Here is a 20,660-nt window from a genome sequence, read left to right as displayed (position 1 = left end):
TGACCTCCATGAGCGAACAGGAGCTGCGCGAGCAGCTGGTGACTGTGGCGCGGCGCATGCAGGCCAGCGGCATCAACCAGGGCACTTCCGGCAATCTCTCGCTGCGCCTTCCCGGCGGCATGCTGATCACCCCCAGCTCCCTGCCCTATGAGCAGATGGAGCCGGGCGATCTGGTGGCCCTGGATCTGGCGGGCCAGCCGCTGCAGCCCGACCAGCCGCAACGGCGCCCGTCCTCGGAGTGGCGGCTGCATGCGGATGTGCTGGCGTCCCGTTTGGAGGCGATGGCCGTGCTCCATTGCCATCCCGTGCATGCCACCGCCCTGGCCTGTCATGACCGGCCGATTCCCCCGTTTCATTACATGGTGGCTGTGGCGGGGGGCGATGACGTTCGCTGTGCCCCCTATGCCACCTTCGGTACGGCGGAGCTGTCCAGCCATGCGGTGGAGGCCCTGCGCCATCGTCAGGCCTGTCTGCTGGCCCGTCATGGTTTGGTGAGCCTGGGATCCGATCTCGATCAGGCGCTGCGGGTCGCCATCGAGGTGGAAACCCTGGCGCGGATGTATCTCCAGGCGTTGCAGCTCGGCGAACCTCCCCAGCTCACGGCCGCCCAGATGGCGGCGGTGCATGCTCAGTTCCGCGGTTTGCACTACGGCCAGACGGATCCGGAAGCCTGAGATGGGTGCGGAAGAACCGTTCCGTTGCGTCCAGCACGTCGATCTGCACCTGGCTGTCGCGGAAGCCATGCCCCTCCGCCGCGAAGGTGTGCACCTCCACCGGCACCCCATTGGCTCGCAGCGCCGCTGCCATGCGCTCCGTCTGCTCCGGTGGCACCACCCGATCCTTCAAACCCTGGAAGAAGATCACCGGGCAGCGGATCTGTTCGGCGTGTTGCAGGGGTGAGCGGGCGTCATAACGGCTCCGCTCCTCTGGCCAGGTACCCACCAGACCATCGAGATAGCGCGCTTCGAAGCGATGCGTGTCGCTGGCCATGGCATTGAGGTCGCTTACGGCATAACGGCAGGCCCCCACGCCGAACACCTCGGTGAAGCAGAGACAGGCCAGGGTGGTGTAGCCGCCGGCACTGCCGCCTTCGATCGCGATCTGATCGGGATGGGCTGCACCGGAGGCGATCAGGGCCCGAGCGGCGGCGGCGCAGTCTTCCACATCCACCACGCCCCAGCCTCCCTTCAGCCGCTCCCGGTAGGCGCGTCCAAATCCGGTGGAGCCGCCGTAGTTCACATCCACCACGCCCCAGCCGCGTGACGTCCAGAACTGGATGCCCAGGCTGAGGCCGCGGCGGGCCATGGCGGTGGGGCCGCTGTGGCTCTTCACGAGCAGGGGAGCCGCGCCGTCGGTGCTCGTGCTGGGTGGGTAGTACCAGGCATGGGTGCGTTCACCGCCGGCCCCGTTGAACCACAGCGGCTTGGCCACGCTGATCGCCTCAGCGGGCAGCACCGCCTCCATCGCCGGCAGGTGGCGCCAGTGGCCGCTGGCCAGATCAAGTTCCAGCAATCCTTGCCCCGTGCGGCTGTTGCTGGCAATCGCCACGGCCCGTCCCTCATGGGCCTGCAGGCCGGCCAGGTCGTCGAACGGTTGCGCGATGGTGCCCACCTCACCGTTGTCGTCCAGTCGTTTCAGAGCCCACGTCCCCTCGCTGCAGACCGTGGCCAGCAGCTGCTCCCCATCCCAGGCGGTGGTGCGCATGCCATACACCCACTGGGGCATGGCGGTCTCCGCCCGCATCGGCCAGGGTCGCTGCCATTGCGGTGCGTGCAGATCCGGCGTTGGTTCTGTGTGGATCAGATTCCACCAACCGCTGCTGTCGTCGCTCACCACCAGCCGTCCATCCGGGAGCCACAGCGGTTGAAACACCGACACAGGCTGCCCACCAGCGTCGCTGCGGCTTCCCGCCATCAGGACCGGCTCGATGATCCGGCCTTCGCTATCGAGCTCCGAGACCCAGAGCTGGCTGGCGTCCCACGGCATGGCCGGTTGCTGCCATTCCACCCAGGCGAGGCGATCACCGCCCGGGCTCAAGCAGGCGTAGCCCGCGAAATCCTGCGCTTGGTGCACCACCTCCGGTTCCTGCTCCTCGGCATCGAGAGCGACGCTCACCAGCCAGTCCCGACCATCTCGTTCGCCGATCCCCAGCCAGCGCCGGCGGCCGGCATCGATCTGACCATCGGCCAGCACGGCGCCGGGCCGACTGAGACGGCGGGCTGGCCCCAGGGCGGTCAGGGTCATGGCCTCCGCTGCGGTCAGGCCGCACCAGCTCTGGCTCCACAGACAGCCGTCCTGATCATCGATCCACACCAGCAGCAACTGATCGCCATCGCTGGATGCGGCCAGAACGCCGCCGCCGTAATCGTGCACGCGGCTGCGCAGGTTGATCGGCGCTGGTGTCAGTTCCTGCATGGCCTGGGGATCGGCACCCCAGCGGCGGATCAGGGCGGTGGTGCGCCCCCTGTCCTGGGGGCGTTGCTCGAGCCAGAGCACCCAGTCGCCGATCAGGCGGGGCTCCCGCAGAACCGGTGATCGGCCCAGGGCGATCCGGGCGGCCAGGGGGGTGGGCATGGCGGGCGCTGCGGTGGCGGCTTTAGCCCTGAGGCTGACCGGCTGAGCTGCCTAAGATCAAGCCACGCTCACGACCCGCGGAGAACGGAATCTTGGCTCGAAGCTTCGCCCAGCTGGCCCGGACAGCCGAACGCAGTGGCACTGCCGTCGCGGTGACCAAGGAACCTCTGGACGTGCCTCCGCTTGAGATCCACACCCTTGGCGATCGGGTGCTGCGTCAACCTGCCAAGCGCATCAGCAAGGTGGATGCAGCGGTTCGGGATCTGGCCCGCGACATGCTGCGCAGCATGTACACCGCCCGGGGCATCGGCCTGGCCGCGCCGCAGGTGGGTGTGCACAAACAGCTGCTGGTGATCGATCTGGATATCGAAAATGCCGCTGCGCCTCCGCTGGTGCTGATCAACCCTGAGATCACCAGCGCCAGTGCCTCCGTCGACACCTATGAAGAGGGTTGCCTCAGTATCCCCGGGGTGTACCTGGATGTGGTGCGTCCCAGCGCCATCCAGCTCAGCTACCGGGATGAAATGGGCCGCCCCCGCACCATGAAGGCCGATGGCTTGATGGCCCGCTGCATTCAGCACGAGATGGACCATCTCAAGGGGGTGCTGTTCGTGGATCGCGTCACCGATGAAGGCAATCGCAACCGGGAGCTCAACGAGCATGGGTTCAAGGCTGTTGATGTTCGCCCGCTGGCCTGAGTCATGCCGATGAAACCTCTTGCCGGCGTTTTTCTCGCCCTGGCCTGTGTGCTGGGCATCGCCGCCACCGGATCGGTGTTCGAGCTGGCCTATGGCAACCCGGAGCTGGGTCAGGTCACCACCGGTTGGATTCTGGGCGTCAGCGCTCCAGCCACCGTGGGCTCCCTTCTGGTTGCGATTCGTCTCAACAAACCGGCCTGAGCGGCATCGCTCTTTCTTGCCCTGACTTTTACGATCCGGTCCAGTCCAGTTCCTTCCCCTACCGGATGGTCCGTTTTTTCTCCACAGCCCTCGCTTCCGCTTTGGCCGCCGGTTCTCTGGCGATGGTCGCCAGCCCATCGGTGCGGGCGCAGGGATCGTTGTTCACGGCCGTTCCCGTGGAGGAGACCCGCTTCATCCTGGTGGCCGCCCCGATCGGCAAGGGGGAATCGGCGCAGCTCAACATCTACGAGCAGCGCAGCAGCAAACGACCCTGTTACGCCGTCTCCGGCTCTTCGCCTGCCGTGGTGGATCCGCTGCTGGCCACCTTTGACTTCACGGGAATCTGCAACCGCTACATCGATGGCAACGGCTACTCCCTGCGGATCGGCGCTGATGACCTGGGAACCCGATATCGGTTGTCGGTGGTGAAGACGGGCTCCGATGTGGAGCTGTTGGCGGTGCCCACCCGTGATCCCTCCCAGCCCACCCTGTTGATCGCCCGTACCGGTGGCCCCGGCAGCGACTTCCTGCAACTGGTGATGGAGCCGGGCTGGTCGTTGCGTCGTCGTCAGTACGGCAAGAAAACCCTTGGCCATCTGTATGTCTACCGCGAGTCCTGGCCCGGTGCCGACGCTGAGCCAGCCCCGGCGGCTGCTGAACCCATGCCGCCAGCCAATCCGTGAACCTCCGGCTGGTTGCTACATTGATTGGCTGGACAACCTTGCTTATTGCATGACTCAGGTCACGGTCGGAGAAAACGAAGGCATCGAATCAGCGCTGCGTCGCTTCAAGCGTCAGGTGTCCAAGGCCGGAATCTTTGCCGACCTCAAGCGTCTGCGTCATCACGAGACCCCGATTGAGAAGTACAAGCGCAAGGCACAGCAGCGTCGCCGCCGTCGCTGATCAAGCCTGAATGCAAGGCTTGCGGCGGTCGGAAATGCGCATGATCACCTGTTGGCGTCCGCTGACAAAACTTCCAGACTGAAGCTACGCAGTCTGGGAGGTGATCATGGATTTCACACTCAAAGGCCTACGCCATTGGTTCGGCGACAGCCTCTCGCATGCTCTGGGGAATCCCCGGGAGGAGAAGCAGCATCAGCCTCCCCCGATCGGCGCCCAGCCCTATCGCGACGCTCCTAAGCGTTAAGGCCTTCAGGTCTTGATCAACTGATCAAAACTGCGGAAGCAGAGGGCTTCCGCAAGGTGGCCCTTGCCCACAGCGTCTTTGTCTTCGAGGTCGGCGAGGGTTCGGGCCACCCGCAGCAGACGTAAGCCGCTGCGGGCGGAGAGTTGGCGTTGGCTCACGATCTGTTCCCAGCACTCCACGGCCTGCGTGGAGAGTTGGCCGATGCGCCCGAGTGCTGCGCTACTCAGGCTGCTGTTGAGACAGCCCGCAGGATTGCGCTGCTGCATGCGTTGCCGGGCCCGTTGGATTCTCTCCGGCTGCAGCACCTCCGAGTCTTCAGGCTCCGGCATGTCCAGGCTGCGTCGCAGATCCCGAGCGGGGAGGCGATGCAGCCTCAGTTGCAGATCGAGTCGGTCGAGCAGTGGGCCCGACAGGCGGTTCCAGTAGCGCTGCCGCTCCGTGGGGCGGCAGCGGCAGGGGTGGGCGGCATCACCATCCCAGCCGCATGGACAGGGGTTGGTGGCCGCCACCAGGGTCAGCCGGCAGGGAAACGCGCATTTCAGTCGGGCGCGGCTCAGCCACAGCACACCCTCTTCGATCGGTTGGCGCAGCTGATCGAGCAGGGCCCGCGGGAATTCGGCCAGTTCATCAAGAAACAGCACGCCACCATGGGCGAGGCTCAATTCCCCTGGTTTCGGATTGCTGCCGCCCCCGAGCAGCGCGGCCACGGAGCAGCTGTGGTGGGGAGCGCGGAACGGTCGACGCTGCAACAGAGTGATCGGTTCCGGCAGCACCCCTGCAATCGAGTGCAGGCGCGTGATCTCGAGCGATTCCTGCTCCGTCAGAGGGGGGAGCAGCTGGGGCAGGTGGCGAGCCAGCAGCGTCTTGCCGCACCCCGGCGGCCCCACCATCAGGAGGTGATGGCCCCCGGCGGCCGCGAGGGCCAGGGCGTGCTGAGCCACAGCCTGGCCAACCACCGGAGCGGGTGTAGCCGCTGGAGCTGGCTGCACACCGGGCACCTGCAGCGGTTGTGGTCGATCGTGCCAGGGCTGCTCGCCCCTGAGCATGGCCACGGTGTTGGCCAACGACTCGGCACACAGCAACCGCAAACCTGGCACCAGGGCCGCTTCTGCCGCGTTCGCTGCTGGCACCACCAGGGCTCTGGCTCCCCGGGTGGCGGCAAGGCTGGCCACAGCGAGGATGCCCCGGCAGGGCCTCAGGCTGCCATCGAGGCCTAACTCGCCGGCGCACCAGAGGTTGTGCAGCAGGGGGGCATCGAGTTGGCCGCTGGACACGAGCAGAGCCAGGGCGATCGGCAGGTCGAAGGCCGGTCCCTCCTTGCGTAGATCCGCCGGCGCCAGATTCACCACCACGCGCACCAGAGGGCCCCGGAAGCCGCTGTTGCGCAGTGCAGCGCGCACCCGTTCGCGGGATTCCTGAATCGCCGCATCAGGTAACCCCACCAGCTGCAGGCCCGGCAGGCCTGGCGCCAGATCCACCTCCACGGTCACTGGACGGGCGTCGAGGCCGACGATGGATGCGCTCAGGCAGCGTGCCAGCATTGAGGGAAAGCGGTGCAGGGATTGGATGCCCCGCCTGTCACACCCCCTGCCCTGAGCCGTCGCAACACCATCTCAATCCCACCCCATGTCACCGCAACACCATGGCTGAGGACACGATTTTTGCCCGGATCCTGCGGGGCGAGATTCCCTGCGATGAGGTGTATGGCGACGACCATTGCCTGGCCTTCCGCGATATCGCGCCCCAGGCGCCGGTGCATGTGCTCGTGATTCCGCGTCAACCGATCGAGAGCCTGCGCGAGGCGACCGAGAGCGATGCCGCCCTGCTCGGGCACCTGTTGCTCGTGGCGGCCAAGGTGGCCAAGCAGGAGGGCCTGGAGGACTGGCGCACGGTGATCAACAGCGGCGCCGAGGCTGGCCAGACCGTGTTTCATCTCCATGTGCACGTGATCGGTGGCCGTCCCCTGGCCTGGCCTCCCGGCTGAGCTCAGGCTCCGTGAGAATGTCGTCATGACGACGTCCCCCCGTTCGGCCCCCTTTGAGGGGTTGCGCCGCCAGTTGGCCAAGCTGCGCCACCTGGCACAGCCTTTCTTCCTTCCGCTCGACCAGGCTTCCGGTGGCCAGTTCATCTGGTTGCTGGTCTCGTTGCTGTTCTGTGTCGGCGGCATTGTGCTGCTGCTGCTCACCGGCTTGATGCAGCTGCTGAATCAGCTGCAACCGGTGATCACCGAAAAGTATTTCGGTGGGGTGTTGGGAACGCTGAGCACCATCTGGGGTGGTTGGTGGGGCTGGGTGTTCGGCGCCCTGTTCCTGATCGGTGCGGCCAGTTTCCTGGCCATGCGCCAGCAGCTGCGCAACCGTCGCTGGTTGCACTGGTTGCTCCTGGCCGTGATCGTGCTGATGCTGCTCGCGGTGAATGGCATCAATGCGGGCATCAGTTTCATCGCTCGGGATCTCACCAATGCGTTGGTGGCCAAGCAGCAGGATGGCTTCTATCGGATTCTGATTATTTACGCCAGCTGTTTTGTGGTGGCCCTGCCGATCAGGGTGTCTCAGATCTTTTTCACCCTCAAGCTGGGCATCATCTGGCGTGACTGGCTCTCTCGCAGTCTGATTGCTGATTACATGAGCAATCGGGCTTATTACGTGCTCAATCCCAATGATGAGCAAGCCACTGATATCGATAATCCTGATCAGCGGATCACCGACGATACAAGGGCGTTCACGGCTCAGAGCTTGCAGTTCACGCTCGGAATTTTTGATGCGCTGCTGACGTTTTCGCTCAATATCCTGATTCTTTGGAGTATCAGCACAACCCTCACCTTCTCCCTGTTTGCCTATGCCGCTTTTGCGACCACCGTTCTGGTGGTAGCGGGTCGCAAGCTTGTGAAAATCAACTTTGATCAACTCCGTTACGAGGCTGACTTCCGCTACGGCCTCGTGCATGTGCGCGATAATGCCGAATCGATTGCGTTTTACGCCGGTGAGAAGCCGGAGCAGGAAGAGTCTCAGCGCCGTCTGGGCTCGGTGGTGCAGAACTTCAATCTGTTGATCATCTGGCGGGTGGTGATCGATGTGATGCGTCGATCGATCGGCTATGCCAGTAATTTTTTCCCTTATCTGGTGTTGGCGGCGCCTTACTTCGCTGGTGAGATTGATTATGGCAGTTTCATTCAGGCGAACTTCGCCTTTGGGATGGTGGAGTCATCCCTGTTCTTTGTTGTCAACCAGATCGAGGAGTTGGCTCAGTTCACCGCTGGGATCAGTCGCCTTGAAGGCTTCCAGTCCAAGGTTGAGCAGGTCAGCTTGCTGGCGCCCACCAGTGGTCTGGCTCGGATCAGTGAGCGCGATTCAATCCTGGTGGATCACGCTGATCTCGTGCCACCGGGTGGGTCGCAGCCGATCATCCGTGATCTCACCCTCAGTGTGGGCGAGTCCGACAAGCTGCTGGTGGTGGGACCTTCCGGTTGCGGCAAAACCTCCCTGTTGCGCATGGTGAGTGGTCTCTGGTCGCCCGAGCAGGGCAGTGTGGAGCGCCCACCCACCGGCGATCTGCTGTTCATTCCTCAGAAGCCTTACATGTTGTTGGGCTCTCTGCGCGAGCAGCTCTGCTATCCCGCCGATGAGGGTCGCTTCAGCGATGACCAGCTTCGAGCCGTGCTCGAGCAGGTGTGTCTGCCTCAGCTGGTGAGTCGTTACCCCGATCTTGATGTGAAGCAAGACTGGCAACGCATTCTTTCCCTTGGAGAACAGCAGCGCCTGGCCTTCGGTCGGCTGCTGCTCAATGCGCCGCGTTTTGTGGTGCTCGATGAGGCCACCAGTGCCCTGGATGTCAAGACCGAGCAGCATCTCTATGAGCTGTTGCTGGATCGTGATCTTGCCTTCATCAGCGTCGGTCACCGACCCACCCTGGTCAGCTTTCACGACACGGTGCTGGAGCTGATCGGCAATGGCGACTGGCGCATAATGCCCACGGCCAGCTATGACGTGACCCGTTCCTGATCCGGTGGGATGACCTTGAACAGCGATTCAGCCACAACCGCAGACACCGGCACCAGCGCCACCACAACCGATGTGCCTGCCTTTGGTTGGAGCGCCTATGCGGAACGGATCAACGGACGGTTCGCCATGATCGGCTTCCTGGCGGTTTTGATCGTGGAGGCGATCAGCCACGACACCTTTTTGCACTGGGCTGGCCTGGTGCCCTGACTGAGGCCGTCAGAGGCGGTCAGATCCCGCCAGGCTGTGCTCAGGGCAGTTGGATCAGATCAACTTCCCAGCGGCCGTTGCGGCTCACCTGCACAGCCAACTGGCGTCCGGGCCCATCCAGACTCACGGCGCGGGGAACCCCGGCTGGGTTCAGTTCCAGTCGCTGCAGGATGCCGACAGAGCGGCGATACAGCATCAGCTCGGTGCTGTCGCCGCGCTGATGCACGAGGGCGAGACGCTCTCCATCGCCGCTGACGCTGAGGCTGATCGGTTGGGCATCGGCGCGATTCAGGCCCGGCACCGGCACCGGTTGACCGTTGCGCAGGTCGATCAGCTCGAGCCGTTCCCGCCCGCCGCGACTGCTCAGGCTCGCTAACCATCCTTGCCCCAGGCTTGGATCCCGTCGGGTCTCGGCGCTTTCGGCCAAACGGCTGTTCAGGCTGTGCAAGGGCCGGATGGAGTCCCCGCCACAGCCACTCAGGGTCAGGATCAACAACAGGCTGCCGCCAAGACTTGTGGTTGTCTTCATGGCGTCGGCTGGAGGGGGCCGCTGAAACGCTCCCCCGCCGATCGGTCCGGTTCGAGGATGGCGCCCAGATCGATCAGCTCCAGTCGCCACCGCCCTTGCACGGCCACCTGGAGGGCCAGGGTTCGGGCATCCGGCGACAGGCTGAGTCGTGCCGGCTCGCGGTCGCTCGGGAGGCGGATCGGATGGGCACGGCCCGTGAGGCGGTCTTCGATCAGGGCGAGGCGGCGCTGGCCGCGCTGGGTGATTGCAGCCAGATAGCGCCCAGTCCAGCTCAGGGAGGGGGAACTGTGGGGTTGGTGGCGGCTGAGATGACGCAAGGGCAGGACGGCGCCGCTGCGCAGATCACGCAGTTGCACGGTGGGTCGTCCCCGTCGCTCCGTCACGGTGGCCAGCAGTCGGCCATTGCCACTCAAGGCCGGCTCCTGCTGAGAGCGTTCGACTCCACCGCCGGGAAGCCTTTGGACCCGAGGCGTGCATCCCATGAGGCCCAGGAGTGCGGCAAACAGTGCGAGTGCGCCGTAGGGCTGACAGCTCCTCTTCAGGCGCCGCACGGGATGTGTGCCGTGGGCTGTGCGTGAGCGTCAGTCGTCAAAACGGGAGCTGTTGTCGCGGGGCCGAGAGCTGCGGGGCGTGGGCCGCTCGGAGGGAGCAGCAGCTGCGGATGAAGCTCGGCTGGGTTTGCCCTCGCTGCTGGGCTGCCGATCGATCGATGGTGTCGGCCGATCACTCACTGTGCGGCGGCTGGAGCTGGGGGAAAAACTGGCGTCTTCCGGTTCGCGCCGTCCGCGTGCGCTGGTGCTGCTGGATGACGTGGGACGACTGCCCCGACGTTGATCCTTGCGGAGATTGCGCCGCTCGCCGAAGTTGGATCGCTCCGCTGCCGGGTCGGAATCGTTGCGGCCGAAGCGGGCCATGCGCCGTTCCCGCTCCGACTCGTCCCCCCAGCTGGATTCCGATTCATCGCGGCCACGGCGGCGACTAGCCGCCTGCTCAGGAATGGCCGCCCGGGAGGCACGCCGGGGTCGGTAGAAGTCCCGTTCTGGCGCTTCTTCATCCTCCTGCTCATCGTCCACACCGCGGAAACGGCGGCGCAGGGGCGGCGCCTCATCGAAGCGGTCGTAGGGAGAGTTCCATTCTCCCCCGAGGCCACCCGCCGGACTGCGCGGCGGCGCCGGCTCGTCCTCGAAGTAGGCAGAGCGTCGGGCCTGTTCCGTCGAGACGCCGCGCAGACGCACACTTTCGTAGGCGAAGAACACGGTGGTGCCGGCCAGAAGGAACTGACCGAACTGCAGGATCGGGTCCAGGCGCCAGCCCTGGAAGAAGAGGATTCCACCGCAGAGCAGTCCGATGGCGGCAAAGAACACGTCGTAGTCCCTCGCCAGCGCTGGCTTGAAGCTGCGCATGAAATAGAGCATCGCGCCGCCAACGGCCAGCACGATCCCAACGATGCTGGCCCAGTTCAGACTGGCATTAACCACAGATGTGCCCCCTGGCGACGGCTGTCTTCAGACTGCCAAGCAGTCGGATTCGTCTCAGTCTACGAACCGCGTCAGGGGGGATCAGAGCTTGCGGTCGACCTGGTCGGTCTGGCTCAGCAGGAAAAGGCCGATGCCGGCAGGAATGACCACGATCACGGTGCCCCACACGAGGCTGCTCAGAAAGTTGGCGAGGGAGGGTGTCATGTCGGGGCGGCGTGGAGGCCTTGCAATGGCGATCCTAGAGATCATGGGCGACTTTCTACGATGAACGCTCTCCTGCTTTGAGCTTTGTGACGCCTGTGTCGCTTGCCCCGCTGCCCCTGTTGCACCTGGTGCTCGGCTTGCTGCTCGCGGCCTGGTCCCTCTGCTTCATTGTGCGCATCGTGCTCACCTGGTATCCCCAGGTGGACTGGCATTCCGGCTTCTGGGCCATTGTGGCCTGGCCCACCGAGCCGCTGCTCGTGCCGACGCGTCGCCTCGTGGCGCCCATCGGTGGCGTGGATGTGACGCCGGTGATCTGGGTGGGGCTGCTCAGCCTCGTGCGTGAACTGCTGGTGGGTCAGCAGGGGCTGATCTCGCAATGGATGCTGCGATCGATGGCTGTGGCCTGAGCTGGATCGTCAGAGCATCTCCTGCTCCACAAATTTCGTGTGCACATCACCTCGCTGGAATTCAGGCCGATCCAGCAGGCGCAGGTGGAAGTCCACGGTGGTGGGAATCCCGGTGATGGCACATTCATTGAGGGCGCGACGCATGCGTTTCAAGGCGCTGTCGCGATCGGGAGCCCAGATGATCAGCTTGCCGATCAGGGAGTCGTAGAAGGGAGGGATGTCGTAACCGGTATACACATGGCTGTCGACGCGGACGCCAGGGCCACCGGGGGGAAGCCAACCGGTGATCCGTCCTGGTGCGGGTCGGAAGTTATGGCTGGCGTCTTCGGCATTGATCCGGCATTCGATCGCATGGCCCCGCAGGACGATGGCGTCCTGGCGGACGCTGATCGCTTCACCGCCAGCGATGCGCAGCTGCTCAGCGATCAGGTCGATGCCGGTGACCATCTCAGTCACGGGATGCTCCACCTGGATGCGTGTGTTCATCTCCATGAAGTAAAAGCCGCCGTTGCGATCGAGCAGGAACTCCACCGTTCCGGCTCCCTCGTATTGGATGCTGCGTGCGGCGGCAACGGCGGCTTCGCCCATGCGGCGACGCAGTTCCGGATCGAGGGCTGGACTGGGGGCTTCCTCCAGCAGCTTCTGGTGACGGCGTTGAATCGAGCAGTCCCGTTCACCAAGGTGCACCACGTTGCCGTGGCGATCGGCCAGCACTTGCACCTCGACGTGACGGGGCCGATCGATGAATTTTTCCATGTAGAGCCCCGGGTTGCCGAAGGCCGCTTCCGCCTCCCCCTGGGCTGCCTTGAACAGGCTCTGCAACTGGTTGGGGCCCGGCACCAGTCGCATCCCCCGGCCGCCGCCCCCGGCGGTGGCCTTGATCATCACCGGATACCCCATCTCGGCGGCGAGTTCGGCGGCCTCCTCCGGCGTGGCCAGCAGGCCCTCGCTGCCTGGCACGGTCGGCACGCCAACCCGTTGCATGGTGCTTTTGGCCGTGGCTTTGTCACCCATGGAACGAATCGCATGGGGGGACGGGCCCACGAAGGTGATGCCGTGATCGCGACAGATTTCCGCGAAGCGATCGTTTTCGGCGAGGAAGCCATAGCCGGGGTGGATCGCATCCACGCCGCGTGACGTCGCTGCCGCGAGGATGTTCGGGATATTCAGATAGCTCTTGCTGCTGGCCGGCTCACCCACGCACACGGCTTCATCGGCGAGTTGCACATGCAACGCGTTCCGATCCACTGTGCTGTACACGGCCACAGTGGCGATTCCCAGCTCTCTGCAGCTCCGCAGAATCCGGAGGGCAATCTCGCCGCGGTTGGCGATCAGCACTTTGCCGATGGGCATCCCGCAGCATCCAGGCCAGCGCGGATCGTATCAGCGCTGGTGGCCAGGGCCCTGAACCCCGAGCCGGTATGATCCTTCATCGACGCGATCCGCGCGATCACGTCAGCCACGCGGATGTGGTGGAATTGGTAGACACGCACGTTTGAGGGGCGTGTGGCTTCGGCCTTGCGAGTTCAAGTCTCGCCATCCGCATTTCTATTCACAACCCATTCAGGCCGTTGCAGTCGTTCCCTCAGTTGAGACCTGGGGATGCAGCCTTGAGCATCGTGCTGGTGTCTAATGGTCCTGGAGAACTGGCTACCTGGGTGCGCCCCCTGGCCGATGCGCTGCACCGCTCCCTGGTGCTGAGGCCCCGGGCGCCGTGGTCGCCGATCAGCCTGCGCCTGGTGTTGGTGCCCTGCCCCAATGCCACCGGCACCGAAGCGCAGGTGGCCAGCCGCTGGGGCTTGTTTGATCGCATCACCGCCGCAGAGCAGTTCTGGCCCCTGTTGCTGCGACCCGGCCGCTACGGCGCCTGGCCCAGTCGCGGTGTGGTGGTGTTTCTCGGCGGTGATCAGTTCTGGAGCGTGCTGCTGTCGGCCCGGCTCCGTTACCGCCACATCACCTACGCCGAATGGGTGGCCCGTTGGCCTCGCTGGAATGATCGGGTTGCAGCCATGGGGGCCGCTGTGCGTGACCAGTTGCCCAGCCGTTTTCAGCCCCGATGTCGTGTCATCGGCGATCTGATGGCCGATCTCTCCAGTCATGCGCGGCAGTCGTCCCCGTTGCCCAAGGGTGAATGGGTGGCGTTGCTGCCGGGCTCGAAGCGGGCCAAGCTCTGCGTTGGCGTGCCGTTCCTCCTGGAGACGGCCGACCGTCTGGCGGCGCGACGCCCCGAGTGTCGCTTTCTGCTGCCCGTGGCGCCCACCACCAGCGCCGAGGAATTGGTGCGCTATGCCGGCCGGGCCAATCCGATCGCGGCGGGGTATCAAGCGGCGGTGGACGCCCTGGCAGCTCCTGCAGCTGACGGTTCCGGTCGGCGCCTGATCACGCGGGCAGGCACCGTGATCGAACTGCAGGAAGACCCACCGGCTCACGGGGCCTTGAGTCAGTGCGCCCTGGCCCTCACCACGGTGGGCGCGAACACGGCGGAGCTCGGGGCCCTGGGGGTTCCGATGATCGTGTTGGTGCCGACCCAGCACCTCGGGGTGATGCAGGCCTGGGATGGCTGGTTGGGGTTGATCGCCCGACTGCCTGGATTGCGCTGGTGCATCGGCGTGCTGCTGAGCGCCTGGCGGCTGCGCCATCACGGCTTTCTGGCCTGGCCCAACATCTCTTCTGGGCGGATGGTGGTGCCGGAGCGTGTGGGGGCGATCACGCCCGAGGCGATCGCCGCCGAAGCCGAGGCCTGGTTATCGGCTCCCGACCGCCTTCAGGGCATGCGCGACGACCTGCGTAGCTTGCGCGGCCAACCCGGAGCGGTCGCCGCTCTGGCCGGTGAAATCCGAGCGCTGCTGCCGCGGGCCCTTTCCGACTAGGGTCCGGGCCGCAACCGATCCAGACCCGATGCCAGCGGAAGAGCGTGTGGAGCGTCAACCGGAGGAGTGGCAGTCCCAGCTGACGCCAGAGCAGTTTCAGGTGGCGCGTCTGGGAGGAACGGAGCGGGCCTTCACCGGTGCCTATTGGAATCACAAAGGCGATGGCTTCTATCACTGCATCTGTTGTGACGCGCCGTTGTTCAGTTCCGACACCAAATTTGATTCCGGTACCGGCTGGCCCAGCTTCTGGGATGGGGTGAGTGCCGGGGCGATCACCACCCGCGAAGACCGCAGTCACGGCATGGTGCGCACCGAGATCAACTGCGCCCGCTGTGACGCCCATCTCGGCCATGTCTTCAGCGATGGCCCTGCTCCCACCGGGCAGCGCTATTGCGTCAACAGCGCCTCGTTGCAGTTCAGGGAACGCTCCTGATCGTCACCAGGGATCGTCGAGAATCTCCCTGGTGTCATCCAGCGGTTCCACATCGAGGGGATCGCCCACCGGTTCCACCGGCCGCCGTGCCGCTGGTCGGGGGCGCGCTGAGAAGCGATCCGGCTCCGGCTCCGGTCGCCGTTCCGGCTCCCGCTCCAGCGATCGCAGCGGTTCATCCTGATTCCAGCGGCGATCGTCGTAGGGATCGGGGCGGTCATCAAAACGGGCAGCGGCCGGCTCGGGGAATGGCTCCGGAAGCTCGTCGAGATAGCGCTGGCGCGGAGCCCGTTCAACGCGTCGCTCCTCCAGCTCCACATAGTCCAGTTCCTCTTCCATGGCCAGAGGTTCGGCGGTGGAGGCCTGAAGCCGGCGTTGCTCCTGTTCGCTTGGCTGCCCTGAGCTGAGTTGATTTTCCACCGGCACCACGTTGACCCGATAACGCTCCCGCTCCTGCTCTTCCCAGCTCGGTCCGCCGACGCCAAGCTTTTCGAGGAAGCCGCTGTTGAGTTGTTTGAGCTTCTCCTCCGCGCCTTCATACACGATGATCCGATCAGCGCCGCTGCTGACGATTTCATCAACGGGAATCTCCCAGGTGCTCAGCACCCCTTCGCCCAGCAGGGGAACGCCCAGGGCACCCATCACCAGGGTGGTGAGTTCGCCGGTTTCGATATCGAAGGAAAATCCGAGCACGCGGCCGAGCTGCTGGCCGGATTCGGTGATCACCTGGCAGTTGATCACCCGGCTGTAGCGCTCCGGGTTGAAGGATTCACTCAGCGAATCGACGGAGTCCACCAGGATCACGTCGCCCACCTGGCGGATCCGATCGAGCAGCATCCATCGGGGAAGGCCCGGCAGGAAGCGGGTTAAGGGGTTGTCGCGCAGGCCGAGCGCCACCACTTCCCGCCCGTCGATGTCAACGATCACTTCGCCCACCACGCCGAGGCGACGGCCTGTGTCGCGGGTGATCACCTGGGTGCCCATCAGCTCGGAGCGGAGCCACAGCCTGTCGCTTGGCACCGTGGCCAGGGGGTCGTTCGTGGAGGGGGACGCGCTCAAATCCTGGCCCAGCCGTGGCTTGCAATCCAACCATTTTGACGCAAGGCGTCGCGTTCAGGGGTTCAGGCCGCATCCGGCAGACCCACCACCTGGGTGTGGGCACCGCGGGCCTGGGTCACGCCGATCGTGCGCTGGGAGGCGCCGATCATCGGTCGACGGTGACTGACCACCAGAAACTGCGCCTGTTCCGCCTGGCGAGCGATCAGGCTGGCGAGCCGTTCCACGTTCACGCCATCGAGAAAACTGTCGACCTCATCAAGGGCATAGAACGGTGACGGCCGAAACCGCTGCAGCGCGAACAGGAAGCTGAGGGCGGTGAGGGATTTTTCTCCTCCCGACATCGCCGCCAGGCGCCGCACGGCCTTGCCCTTCGGGTGGGCCACCAGGGTCAGGCCTCCCTCCAGCGGATCCTCGTGATTGTCAAGCTGCAGGTGGCCATCGCCATCAGAGAGGCTGGCGAAGATCTCACGGAAATGGCCATCCACGGCGGTGAAGGCTTCCATGAAGGCCTCCTGTCGCAGGGTGGTGACGGTTTCGATCCGCAGCAGCAGTTCCTCCCGCTCCTGGCTGAGCACATCCAGCCGTTCCCCCAGGTCGCCGAGGCGCTGTTCCAGCTCGGCGAGCTCCTCCAGCGCCAGCATGTTGACCGGCTCGAGCGCTTCCATGCGCTGTTGGAGCTGCTGCAGACTGGCCTGAAGCAGCTCCAGTCCGGCGGCACGCAGCGCATCGGGGATCTCGGGCCTGGGATCCGGCAGGGCGGCCTCCAGTTCCTGCAGGCGGATCGCGCCGCTGCGCAGGTGTTCCGCCAGCGACTGCTGCTCCTCCTGGAGCCGCTCCAGCTCCCAACGGGTCTGTTGCAGGCGTTGGCGTTGTTCCGCCACCGCGGCTTCCGCTTCATCGCGGGCCCGGCGCTGTTCCCCGAAGCGGGTCTGCAGCTCCTGTTGGCGCTGTTCCAGCACCTGGCGGCGCTCATGGAGCTCCTGTTGCTCGCCCTTCCAGCGCTGGTGGGTCACCTGCAGGGCCTGCACCGCCTCCTGCAGCCGTTGTTCCTCAGCCGCCAGCACCTGCTCCTGATCGGCCAGCCGTTCGATCGCGAGCTGGCGTTCCCGTTGCTGTTGCAGCAGGCCATCCCGCCGCTGTCGTGCCGCCGCCAGTGCCGCATCGGCCGCCTCCAGGTCGTGTTGCAACTGCTGCCAGTTGCCGGCGTCACCCTGGCTCTGTGCCTCCTGTTCCAGCTGAAGGAGCTTGTCCAGTTCCTCCTGCAGGGGTGTGATCGTGGCCTGCAGAACGCCAAGCCGTTCCTGAAGCCCGGCCTGGTTGCTGCGCAGCGTCTCCTGACGCTGATGACGCTGACGGGTGCGTTCCAGCAGGGGGGCATGGGCACGTCGAGCGGCGCTTCGCTCCGCCTCGAGCGCAGCCTGGCGTTGCTCCCGTTCGCGGAGCTGGGGTCTGGCGCTCTCCAGGGCCGCCACAAGCCGTTGCTCCTCCCGCTGACTGGCCACCTGAGCTTCACCGAGCTCGAGCAGGCGTTGCCGCAGGGGAGCGGCGTCGTCGCTGTCGCTGCTCACACCGAAACTGAGGCCGCCGCTGCGCTGGGAGACGCTGCCACCCGTCATGGCACCACTCTTTTCCAGCAGCTCGCCATCCAGCGTCACGGCGCGTTGCCGCCCGAGCTGCTGGCGGGCGCTGGTCAGGTCGGAGAACACCTGCGTGTCGCCGAACACATAGGCGAACACATCGGCATAGATCGGCTCGAAACGTACCAGCTCCACGGCCCGGCCGATCAGGCCGGCTCCCCCCAGGGCGCCATCGGGGCGGCGGGCCCGGGCCATGGCCGCTCCACCACTGCCGCCGCCAGGAGCACGGATTTTGTTGAGGGGCAGGAAGGTGAGCCGCCCGGCCCGGCGACTCTTGAGCAGCTCGATGGCGCGGGCGGCGATCCGATCGTCATCCACCACCACCTGGCCGAGACGGGCGCCGGCGGCCACCTCCAGAGCCAGCCGGTGTCGCTCCTCCACCTCCCCCAGCTGCGCCACCGGTCCGTGGATGCCATCGAGCCCCGCCTCCAGCAACAGGCGCAGGGCGCCGGTGCCGCGGCTCTCCTGCAGGGCTTCCCGGCGGCTGTCCAGTCGGGCGATCTCCCGTTCGAGCCTGCCCTGTTCCTGCTCGAGCCGTGCGCGGGTGCGTTGTTGCACCGCCAGCGCGTCCACCAGGGCCTGCACCTGCTGTTGGCCCGCCTGCAGGTCCTGAAGCAGGGCCTGCCATTCCCGATCCAGCTGCTCCAGGGCGTCCTGCACCCGCCGGTCTTCGGCGCCATCGCTGTCCAGCTCCGCCTGCAGTTCGCTCAGCCGCTCCTCGTCCTGGAGTGAGCGCTCCAGCAGTTGTTGCTGCTCCCGCTGTAGGGGCGTGAGCTGGTTCTGCAGCTCCAGGCGACGTCCACTGCGTTGCCGCTGCTCCTCGATCCAGTGTCCGGACCGCCCGGCCACGTCACCGAGGCGTCGACGCGACACCTCCACTGCCGCTTCCGCATCGCGACACACCTGTTCGGCCTCGTCCAGGGCCTGTGTGTCGGTCCCCTGGGAGGCTTCTCTGGCGTCGTCCCGCAGGCGCTGGCGTCGATTGGCGAGGTCATGACGCAGCCCCTGCAGCCGTTCCCCCTCCTGTTGCTGCTGCTGCGCCTGTCGCTCCAGCTCCCGGCCGGTGGTCTCCAGACCTGCCAGCTCCGCCTGCACACCGAGCAACTGGTCTTCCCCCAGCGCCTTGACGCTCTCCTGAAGGGTCTGCAGAGCACGGGCGGCCTCCTGCAGTTCGGCCTCACCGCGTTCCAGGGCCTCGCGGTCGCGGATCAGCTGCTCTCCGAGCTGCTGCTGCCGTTCCCGTTGCTGCTCCAGGTCCTGCTTTGAAGCCTCAAAGCTGAGCACCTGTTCCTGTTGGCGTCCGAGTTGGAGTTGCTGGCGCAGCGACTGATAGGTGCGGGCCTTGGCGCAATCCCTTTCGAGGCGCTGGCGGGCGCTCAGCAGTTCCTGCTCCACGATCCGGCAGCGGTCCTGCCGTTCCTGCACATCGTCGAGTTTGCGGCGGGTCTGTTCGATCCGATTGTCGAAGAGGGCGACGCCGGCCAGCTCATCGATCAGACCGCGGCGCTCGCGGTTGCTCATCGACACAATGCGGGTCACATCGCCCTGCATCACCACATTGCTCCCTTCCGGATCGATCCGCAGGCGGCGCAGTTGGGTCTGCAGCTGCTGGAGATTGCAGGGTTCCCCGTCGGCGCTGTAGCTGCTGCTGTAGGAACCGCCTGGCATCACGCGCAGTTTGCGCGTCACGGTCCATTCCCTCTGATCAGCACGGATCCAGGGACCTTCGGCCGGAGGCTCAAGCCCCTCCTCGGCGGCATCGGGCTGCCAGTCGGAGAGGTCAAAGCGCACGCTCACGCTGGTTTCGGCCGATTTGCCGGCTTTGAGAACGCCGCTGTTGACCAGATCGGGAAGGCGGTCGGCGCGCATGCCGCGACTGGTGGCGAGGCCGAGGCAGAAGAGCACCCCGTCCAGGATGTTGCTCTTCCCCGAACCGTTCGGGCCGGTCACCACCGTGAAGCCCGGTTCCAGGGGGATCGACATCGTCCCCCCGAAGGACTTGAAGTGCGTCAACCCGACCTGATTGATGTGAACCAACAGGACAACAGGGCTGTCAGCGATTCAAAAGTAGCGGACCCCTGAAAAAGCTCAAGACTGTTCCATCACCCCTATTCTGCGGACGACGCGAGGGACAACGATGGAATCGTCAGACGCCACCGCACAGAATTCGAGCTCCCAGGCCCCGGCGCCGGATGCAACGGAGTCGCCGACGTCGCAGGAGAGCCTGGCTCAACGCTTCCGCGATCGCTTCGACAGTTTGATACCGGAGATCCAGCGGCGCTGGCCTGAGGTGGCCAGCCATGCGCTCGAAGCCACCCGGGGCAGCCTGGATGAGGCGGCGCGGGTGATTGCGGAGCAAACCGGACGGGCTACTTCCGTGGTGAGGCCCCAGCTCGAGGAGATGCTGCATGTGGCCGGTGAGCGTGGACGCAATCTGGCCGACAGCCTGGAGCCTCTGGAGCGCCAGCTGGAACAGCTGCTCGATGAGTTGAATCAGACCCTTCGTCCTCGGATCGAGCGTCCCGTTCGTGAGCGGCCCCTGCTCGCCCTGGCGGTTGCTGCCGGTGTCGGCATGCTGCTGGGCTCCCTGCTCACCGGTGGTCGACGCTCGGCATGACCTCGTTCCCAGCCGATGGTGGTGGCTCCGCCACCGACAGCCCCCGCTCCAGACGTCTCGGCGCGGCCGCCCGCATGACGGCTCTCGCCGGCTCCCTGCTCGATCTGCATGTGCGGATCGCCCTGAAGGAGGTGGATCGCGAAAAACGGCGCCTGATCATCGGACTGGTGTTGCTCGCCGCTGGCCTGGCCTCCCTGCTCACCGCGCTGGTGTCGGCCGAGATTGCGTTGCTGCTGTGGTTGGTGTTGGTGCAGGGATGGACTTGGGTGTCCGCCATGCTCGCTTTCGCGGCAGCCAATCTGGTGATCAGCGGCGTGCTGCTGCGGTTGGGTGGGGTCTATACCAAGGGGCCCTATCTCCAGGAAACGATGGCCGGCCTCATGAAGACCACTCGGGCCTTGGTGGGCCGTTGAGCCATCGACAGATCGGTGGCAGTGATAGCCCCTGCAGCAGCAGATTCAGGATCACGGCGATGAACACGATGCTCTGACAGTTCTGGGCCAGCTGAACGGCAAGACCTGGATCCAGTCCTTTGAGGTTGGGGATCGCATTGTCCACATTGAAAGAGAGCGCCAAGGGCACGGCTCCGCTGCGCATTCTC

24 protein-coding genes and 1 tRNA gene are annotated in these 20,660 nt (G+C 65.3%); 15 read left to right on the top strand and 10 right to left on the bottom strand.

The features are described from left to right. Positions 1-8: 8 nt before the first annotated feature. Positions 9-674, top strand: a complete 666-nt coding sequence (locus SynRS9909_RS11725; protein WP_038001835.1) for a class II aldolase/adducin family protein — start codon at positions 9-11, stop codon at positions 672-674. Here the strand turns inward: SynRS9909_RS11725 and SynRS9909_RS11720 are convergent. Further along, positions 598-2,574 (bottom strand): prolyl oligopeptidase family serine peptidase, encoded by a 1,977-nt coding sequence (locus SynRS9909_RS11720; protein ID WP_007101527.1) that lies wholly within the window; start codon positions 2,572-2,574, stop codon positions 598-600. The two genes, SynRS9909_RS11725 and SynRS9909_RS11720, sit on opposite strands and share 77 nt — an antisense overlap. Before the next feature lie 92 nt (positions 2,575-2,666). Here SynRS9909_RS11720 and def point away from each other — a divergent pair, with 92 nt between their 5' ends. The 5 genes from def to SynRS9909_RS11695 all read left to right on the top strand — a co-directional run bounded on the left by def (position 2,667) and on the right by SynRS9909_RS11695 (position 4,620). Next, positions 2,667-3,272 carry a peptide deformylase gene (gene def, locus SynRS9909_RS11715; protein WP_007101528.1) on the top strand — a complete coding sequence of 202 codons (606 nt, stop codon included), beginning with the start codon at positions 2,667-2,669 and terminating at the stop codon, positions 3,270-3,272. 3 nt (positions 3,273-3,275) lie between these two features. Then, the gene (locus tag SynRS9909_RS11710; RefSeq protein WP_007101529.1) at positions 3,276-3,473 is read left to right on the top strand and encodes a hypothetical protein; all 198 of its coding nucleotides are present in this window, start codon (positions 3,276-3,278) and stop codon (positions 3,471-3,473) included. A 65-nt stretch (positions 3,474-3,538) separates the two neighbouring features. Next, on the top strand, positions 3,539-4,156 hold the full coding sequence (locus tag SynRS9909_RS11705; RefSeq protein ID WP_007101530.1) for a DUF3747 domain-containing protein: 618 nt from the start codon (positions 3,539-3,541) through the stop codon (positions 4,154-4,156). A 49-nt stretch (positions 4,157-4,205) separates the two neighbouring features. Beyond that, the gene (rpsU, locus tag SynRS9909_RS11700) at positions 4,206-4,376 is read left to right on the top strand and encodes a 30S ribosomal protein S21 (RefSeq protein WP_006043142.1); all 171 of its coding nucleotides are present in this window, start codon (positions 4,206-4,208) and stop codon (positions 4,374-4,376) included. A gap of 106 nt (positions 4,377-4,482) precedes the next feature. Continuing rightward, complete coding sequence (locus SynRS9909_RS11695) at positions 4,483-4,620, top strand: hypothetical protein (protein ID WP_162858315.1); 138 nt, start codon at positions 4,483-4,485, stop codon at positions 4,618-4,620. A gap of 5 nt (positions 4,621-4,625) precedes the next feature. Here the strand turns inward: SynRS9909_RS11695 and SynRS9909_RS11690 are convergent, their stop codons facing one another. Continuing rightward, the gene (locus SynRS9909_RS11690; protein WP_007101531.1) at positions 4,626-6,161 is read right to left on the bottom strand and encodes a YifB family Mg chelatase-like AAA ATPase; all 1,536 of its coding nucleotides are present in this window, start codon (positions 6,159-6,161) and stop codon (positions 4,626-4,628) included. Between the two features lie 101 nt (positions 6,162-6,262). On the opposite strand from SynRS9909_RS11690, the gene SynRS9909_RS11685 reads away from it, so the two are divergent. From SynRS9909_RS11685 to SynRS9909_RS11675, 3 genes are read left to right on the top strand one after another with little or no spacing between them, the layout of a single operon-like run. Beyond that, positions 6,263-6,604, top strand: a complete 342-nt coding sequence (locus tag SynRS9909_RS11685) for a histidine triad nucleotide-binding protein (RefSeq protein ID WP_007101532.1) — start codon at positions 6,263-6,265, stop codon at positions 6,602-6,604. A gap of 25 nt (positions 6,605-6,629) precedes the next feature. After that, the gene (locus tag SynRS9909_RS11680; protein WP_050752622.1) at positions 6,630-8,621 is read left to right on the top strand and encodes an ABC transporter ATP-binding protein/permease; all 1,992 of its coding nucleotides are present in this window, start codon (positions 6,630-6,632) and stop codon (positions 8,619-8,621) included. A 9-nt stretch (positions 8,622-8,630) separates the two neighbouring features. Beyond that, positions 8,631-8,828, top strand: coding sequence for a chlorophyll a/b-binding protein (locus SynRS9909_RS11675; protein WP_007101534.1), 198 nt, complete (start codon positions 8,631-8,633; stop codon positions 8,826-8,828). Positions 8,829-8,868: 40 nt separating this feature from the next. Here the strand turns inward: SynRS9909_RS11675 and SynRS9909_RS11670 are convergent, their stop codons facing one another. The 4 genes from SynRS9909_RS11670 to psbX all read right to left on the bottom strand — a co-directional run bounded on the left by SynRS9909_RS11670 (position 8,869) and on the right by psbX (position 11,039). Next, the gene (locus tag SynRS9909_RS11670) at positions 8,869-9,357 is read right to left on the bottom strand and encodes a hypothetical protein (RefSeq protein WP_007101535.1); all 489 of its coding nucleotides are present in this window, start codon (positions 9,355-9,357) and stop codon (positions 8,869-8,871) included. Beyond that, positions 9,354-9,839, bottom strand: coding sequence for a hypothetical protein (locus SynRS9909_RS11665; protein WP_050752487.1), 486 nt, complete (start codon positions 9,837-9,839; stop codon positions 9,354-9,356). The genes SynRS9909_RS11670 and SynRS9909_RS11665 overlap by 4 nt, the downstream gene beginning before the upstream one ends. Before the next feature lie 99 nt (positions 9,840-9,938). Next, entirely contained in the window at positions 9,939-10,835 is an 897-nt protein-coding gene (locus SynRS9909_RS11660) for a Ycf66 family protein (RefSeq protein ID WP_007101537.1), read from the bottom strand. 81 nt (positions 10,836-10,916) lie between these two features. Beyond that, entirely contained in the window at positions 10,917-11,039 is a 123-nt protein-coding gene (gene psbX, locus SynRS9909_RS11655) for a photosystem II reaction center X protein (protein ID WP_007101538.1), read from the bottom strand. A gap of 77 nt (positions 11,040-11,116) precedes the next feature. Between psbX and SynRS9909_RS11650 the strand changes: the two genes are divergently transcribed. Then, on the top strand, positions 11,117-11,446 hold the full coding sequence (locus SynRS9909_RS11650; protein WP_007101539.1) for a YggT family protein: 330 nt from the start codon (positions 11,117-11,119) through the stop codon (positions 11,444-11,446). Positions 11,447-11,455: 9 nt separating this feature from the next. On the opposite strand, the gene accC is transcribed toward SynRS9909_RS11650, so the two are convergent. Then, positions 11,456-12,799, bottom strand: a complete 1,344-nt coding sequence (gene accC, locus SynRS9909_RS11645) for an acetyl-CoA carboxylase biotin carboxylase subunit (RefSeq protein WP_007101540.1) — start codon at positions 12,797-12,799, stop codon at positions 11,456-11,458. A gap of 110 nt (positions 12,800-12,909) precedes the next feature. Here accC and SynRS9909_RS11640 point away from each other — a divergent pair. The 3 genes from SynRS9909_RS11640 (at position 12,910) to msrB (ending at position 14,749) form a co-directional block, all read left to right on the top strand. Continuing rightward, a tRNA-Leu gene (locus tag SynRS9909_RS11640) sits at positions 12,910-12,991 on the top strand. A 65-nt stretch (positions 12,992-13,056) separates the two neighbouring features. Continuing rightward, entirely contained in the window at positions 13,057-14,316 is a 1,260-nt protein-coding gene (locus tag SynRS9909_RS11635; RefSeq protein WP_007101541.1) for a hypothetical protein, read from the top strand. Positions 14,317-14,344: 28 nt separating this feature from the next. Then, complete coding sequence (msrB, locus tag SynRS9909_RS11630; protein ID WP_007101542.1) at positions 14,345-14,749, top strand: peptide-methionine (R)-S-oxide reductase MsrB; 405 nt, start codon at positions 14,345-14,347, stop codon at positions 14,747-14,749. A gap of 3 nt (positions 14,750-14,752) precedes the next feature. On the opposite strand, the gene SynRS9909_RS11625 is transcribed toward msrB, so the two are convergent. Together SynRS9909_RS11625 and smc are read right to left on the bottom strand one after the other, a co-directional pair. Next, positions 14,753-15,805, bottom strand: coding sequence for a PRC-barrel domain-containing protein (locus SynRS9909_RS11625; RefSeq protein ID WP_038001840.1), 1,053 nt, complete (start codon positions 15,803-15,805; stop codon positions 14,753-14,755). 62 nt (positions 15,806-15,867) lie between these two features. Then, positions 15,868-19,479 (bottom strand): chromosome segregation protein SMC, encoded by a 3,612-nt coding sequence (smc, locus tag SynRS9909_RS11620; RefSeq protein ID WP_038001083.1) that lies wholly within the window; start codon positions 19,477-19,479, stop codon positions 15,868-15,870. 100 nt (positions 19,480-19,579) lie between these two features. Here smc and SynRS9909_RS11615 point away from each other — a divergent pair, with 100 nt between their 5' ends. Together SynRS9909_RS11615 and SynRS9909_RS11610 are read left to right on the top strand one after the other, a co-directional pair. Then, on the top strand, positions 19,580-20,059 hold the full coding sequence (locus SynRS9909_RS11615) for a YqjD family protein (protein WP_007101545.1): 480 nt from the start codon (positions 19,580-19,582) through the stop codon (positions 20,057-20,059). Continuing rightward, a complete protein-coding gene (locus SynRS9909_RS11610) occupies positions 20,056-20,472 on the top strand; it encodes a phage holin family protein (RefSeq protein ID WP_007101546.1) in 417 nt (138 codons plus the stop codon). The genes SynRS9909_RS11615 and SynRS9909_RS11610 overlap by 4 nt, the downstream gene beginning before the upstream one ends. On the opposite strand, the gene SynRS9909_RS11605 is transcribed toward SynRS9909_RS11610, so the two are convergent. Next, the gene (locus SynRS9909_RS11605) at positions 20,438-20,656 is read right to left on the bottom strand and encodes a hypothetical protein (protein WP_007101547.1); all 219 of its coding nucleotides are present in this window, start codon (positions 20,654-20,656) and stop codon (positions 20,438-20,440) included. The two genes, SynRS9909_RS11610 and SynRS9909_RS11605, sit on opposite strands and share 35 nt — an antisense overlap. Between the last annotated feature and the right edge of the window lie 4 nt (positions 20,657-20,660).

Origin of the sequence: Synechococcus sp. RS9909, assembly GCF_014279595.1 — a bacterium.
Taxonomy (GTDB): domain Bacteria; phylum Cyanobacteriota; class Cyanobacteriia; order PCC-6307; family Cyanobiaceae; genus Synechococcus_C.
This window is presented reverse-complemented; position numbering and strand designations above follow the sequence as displayed.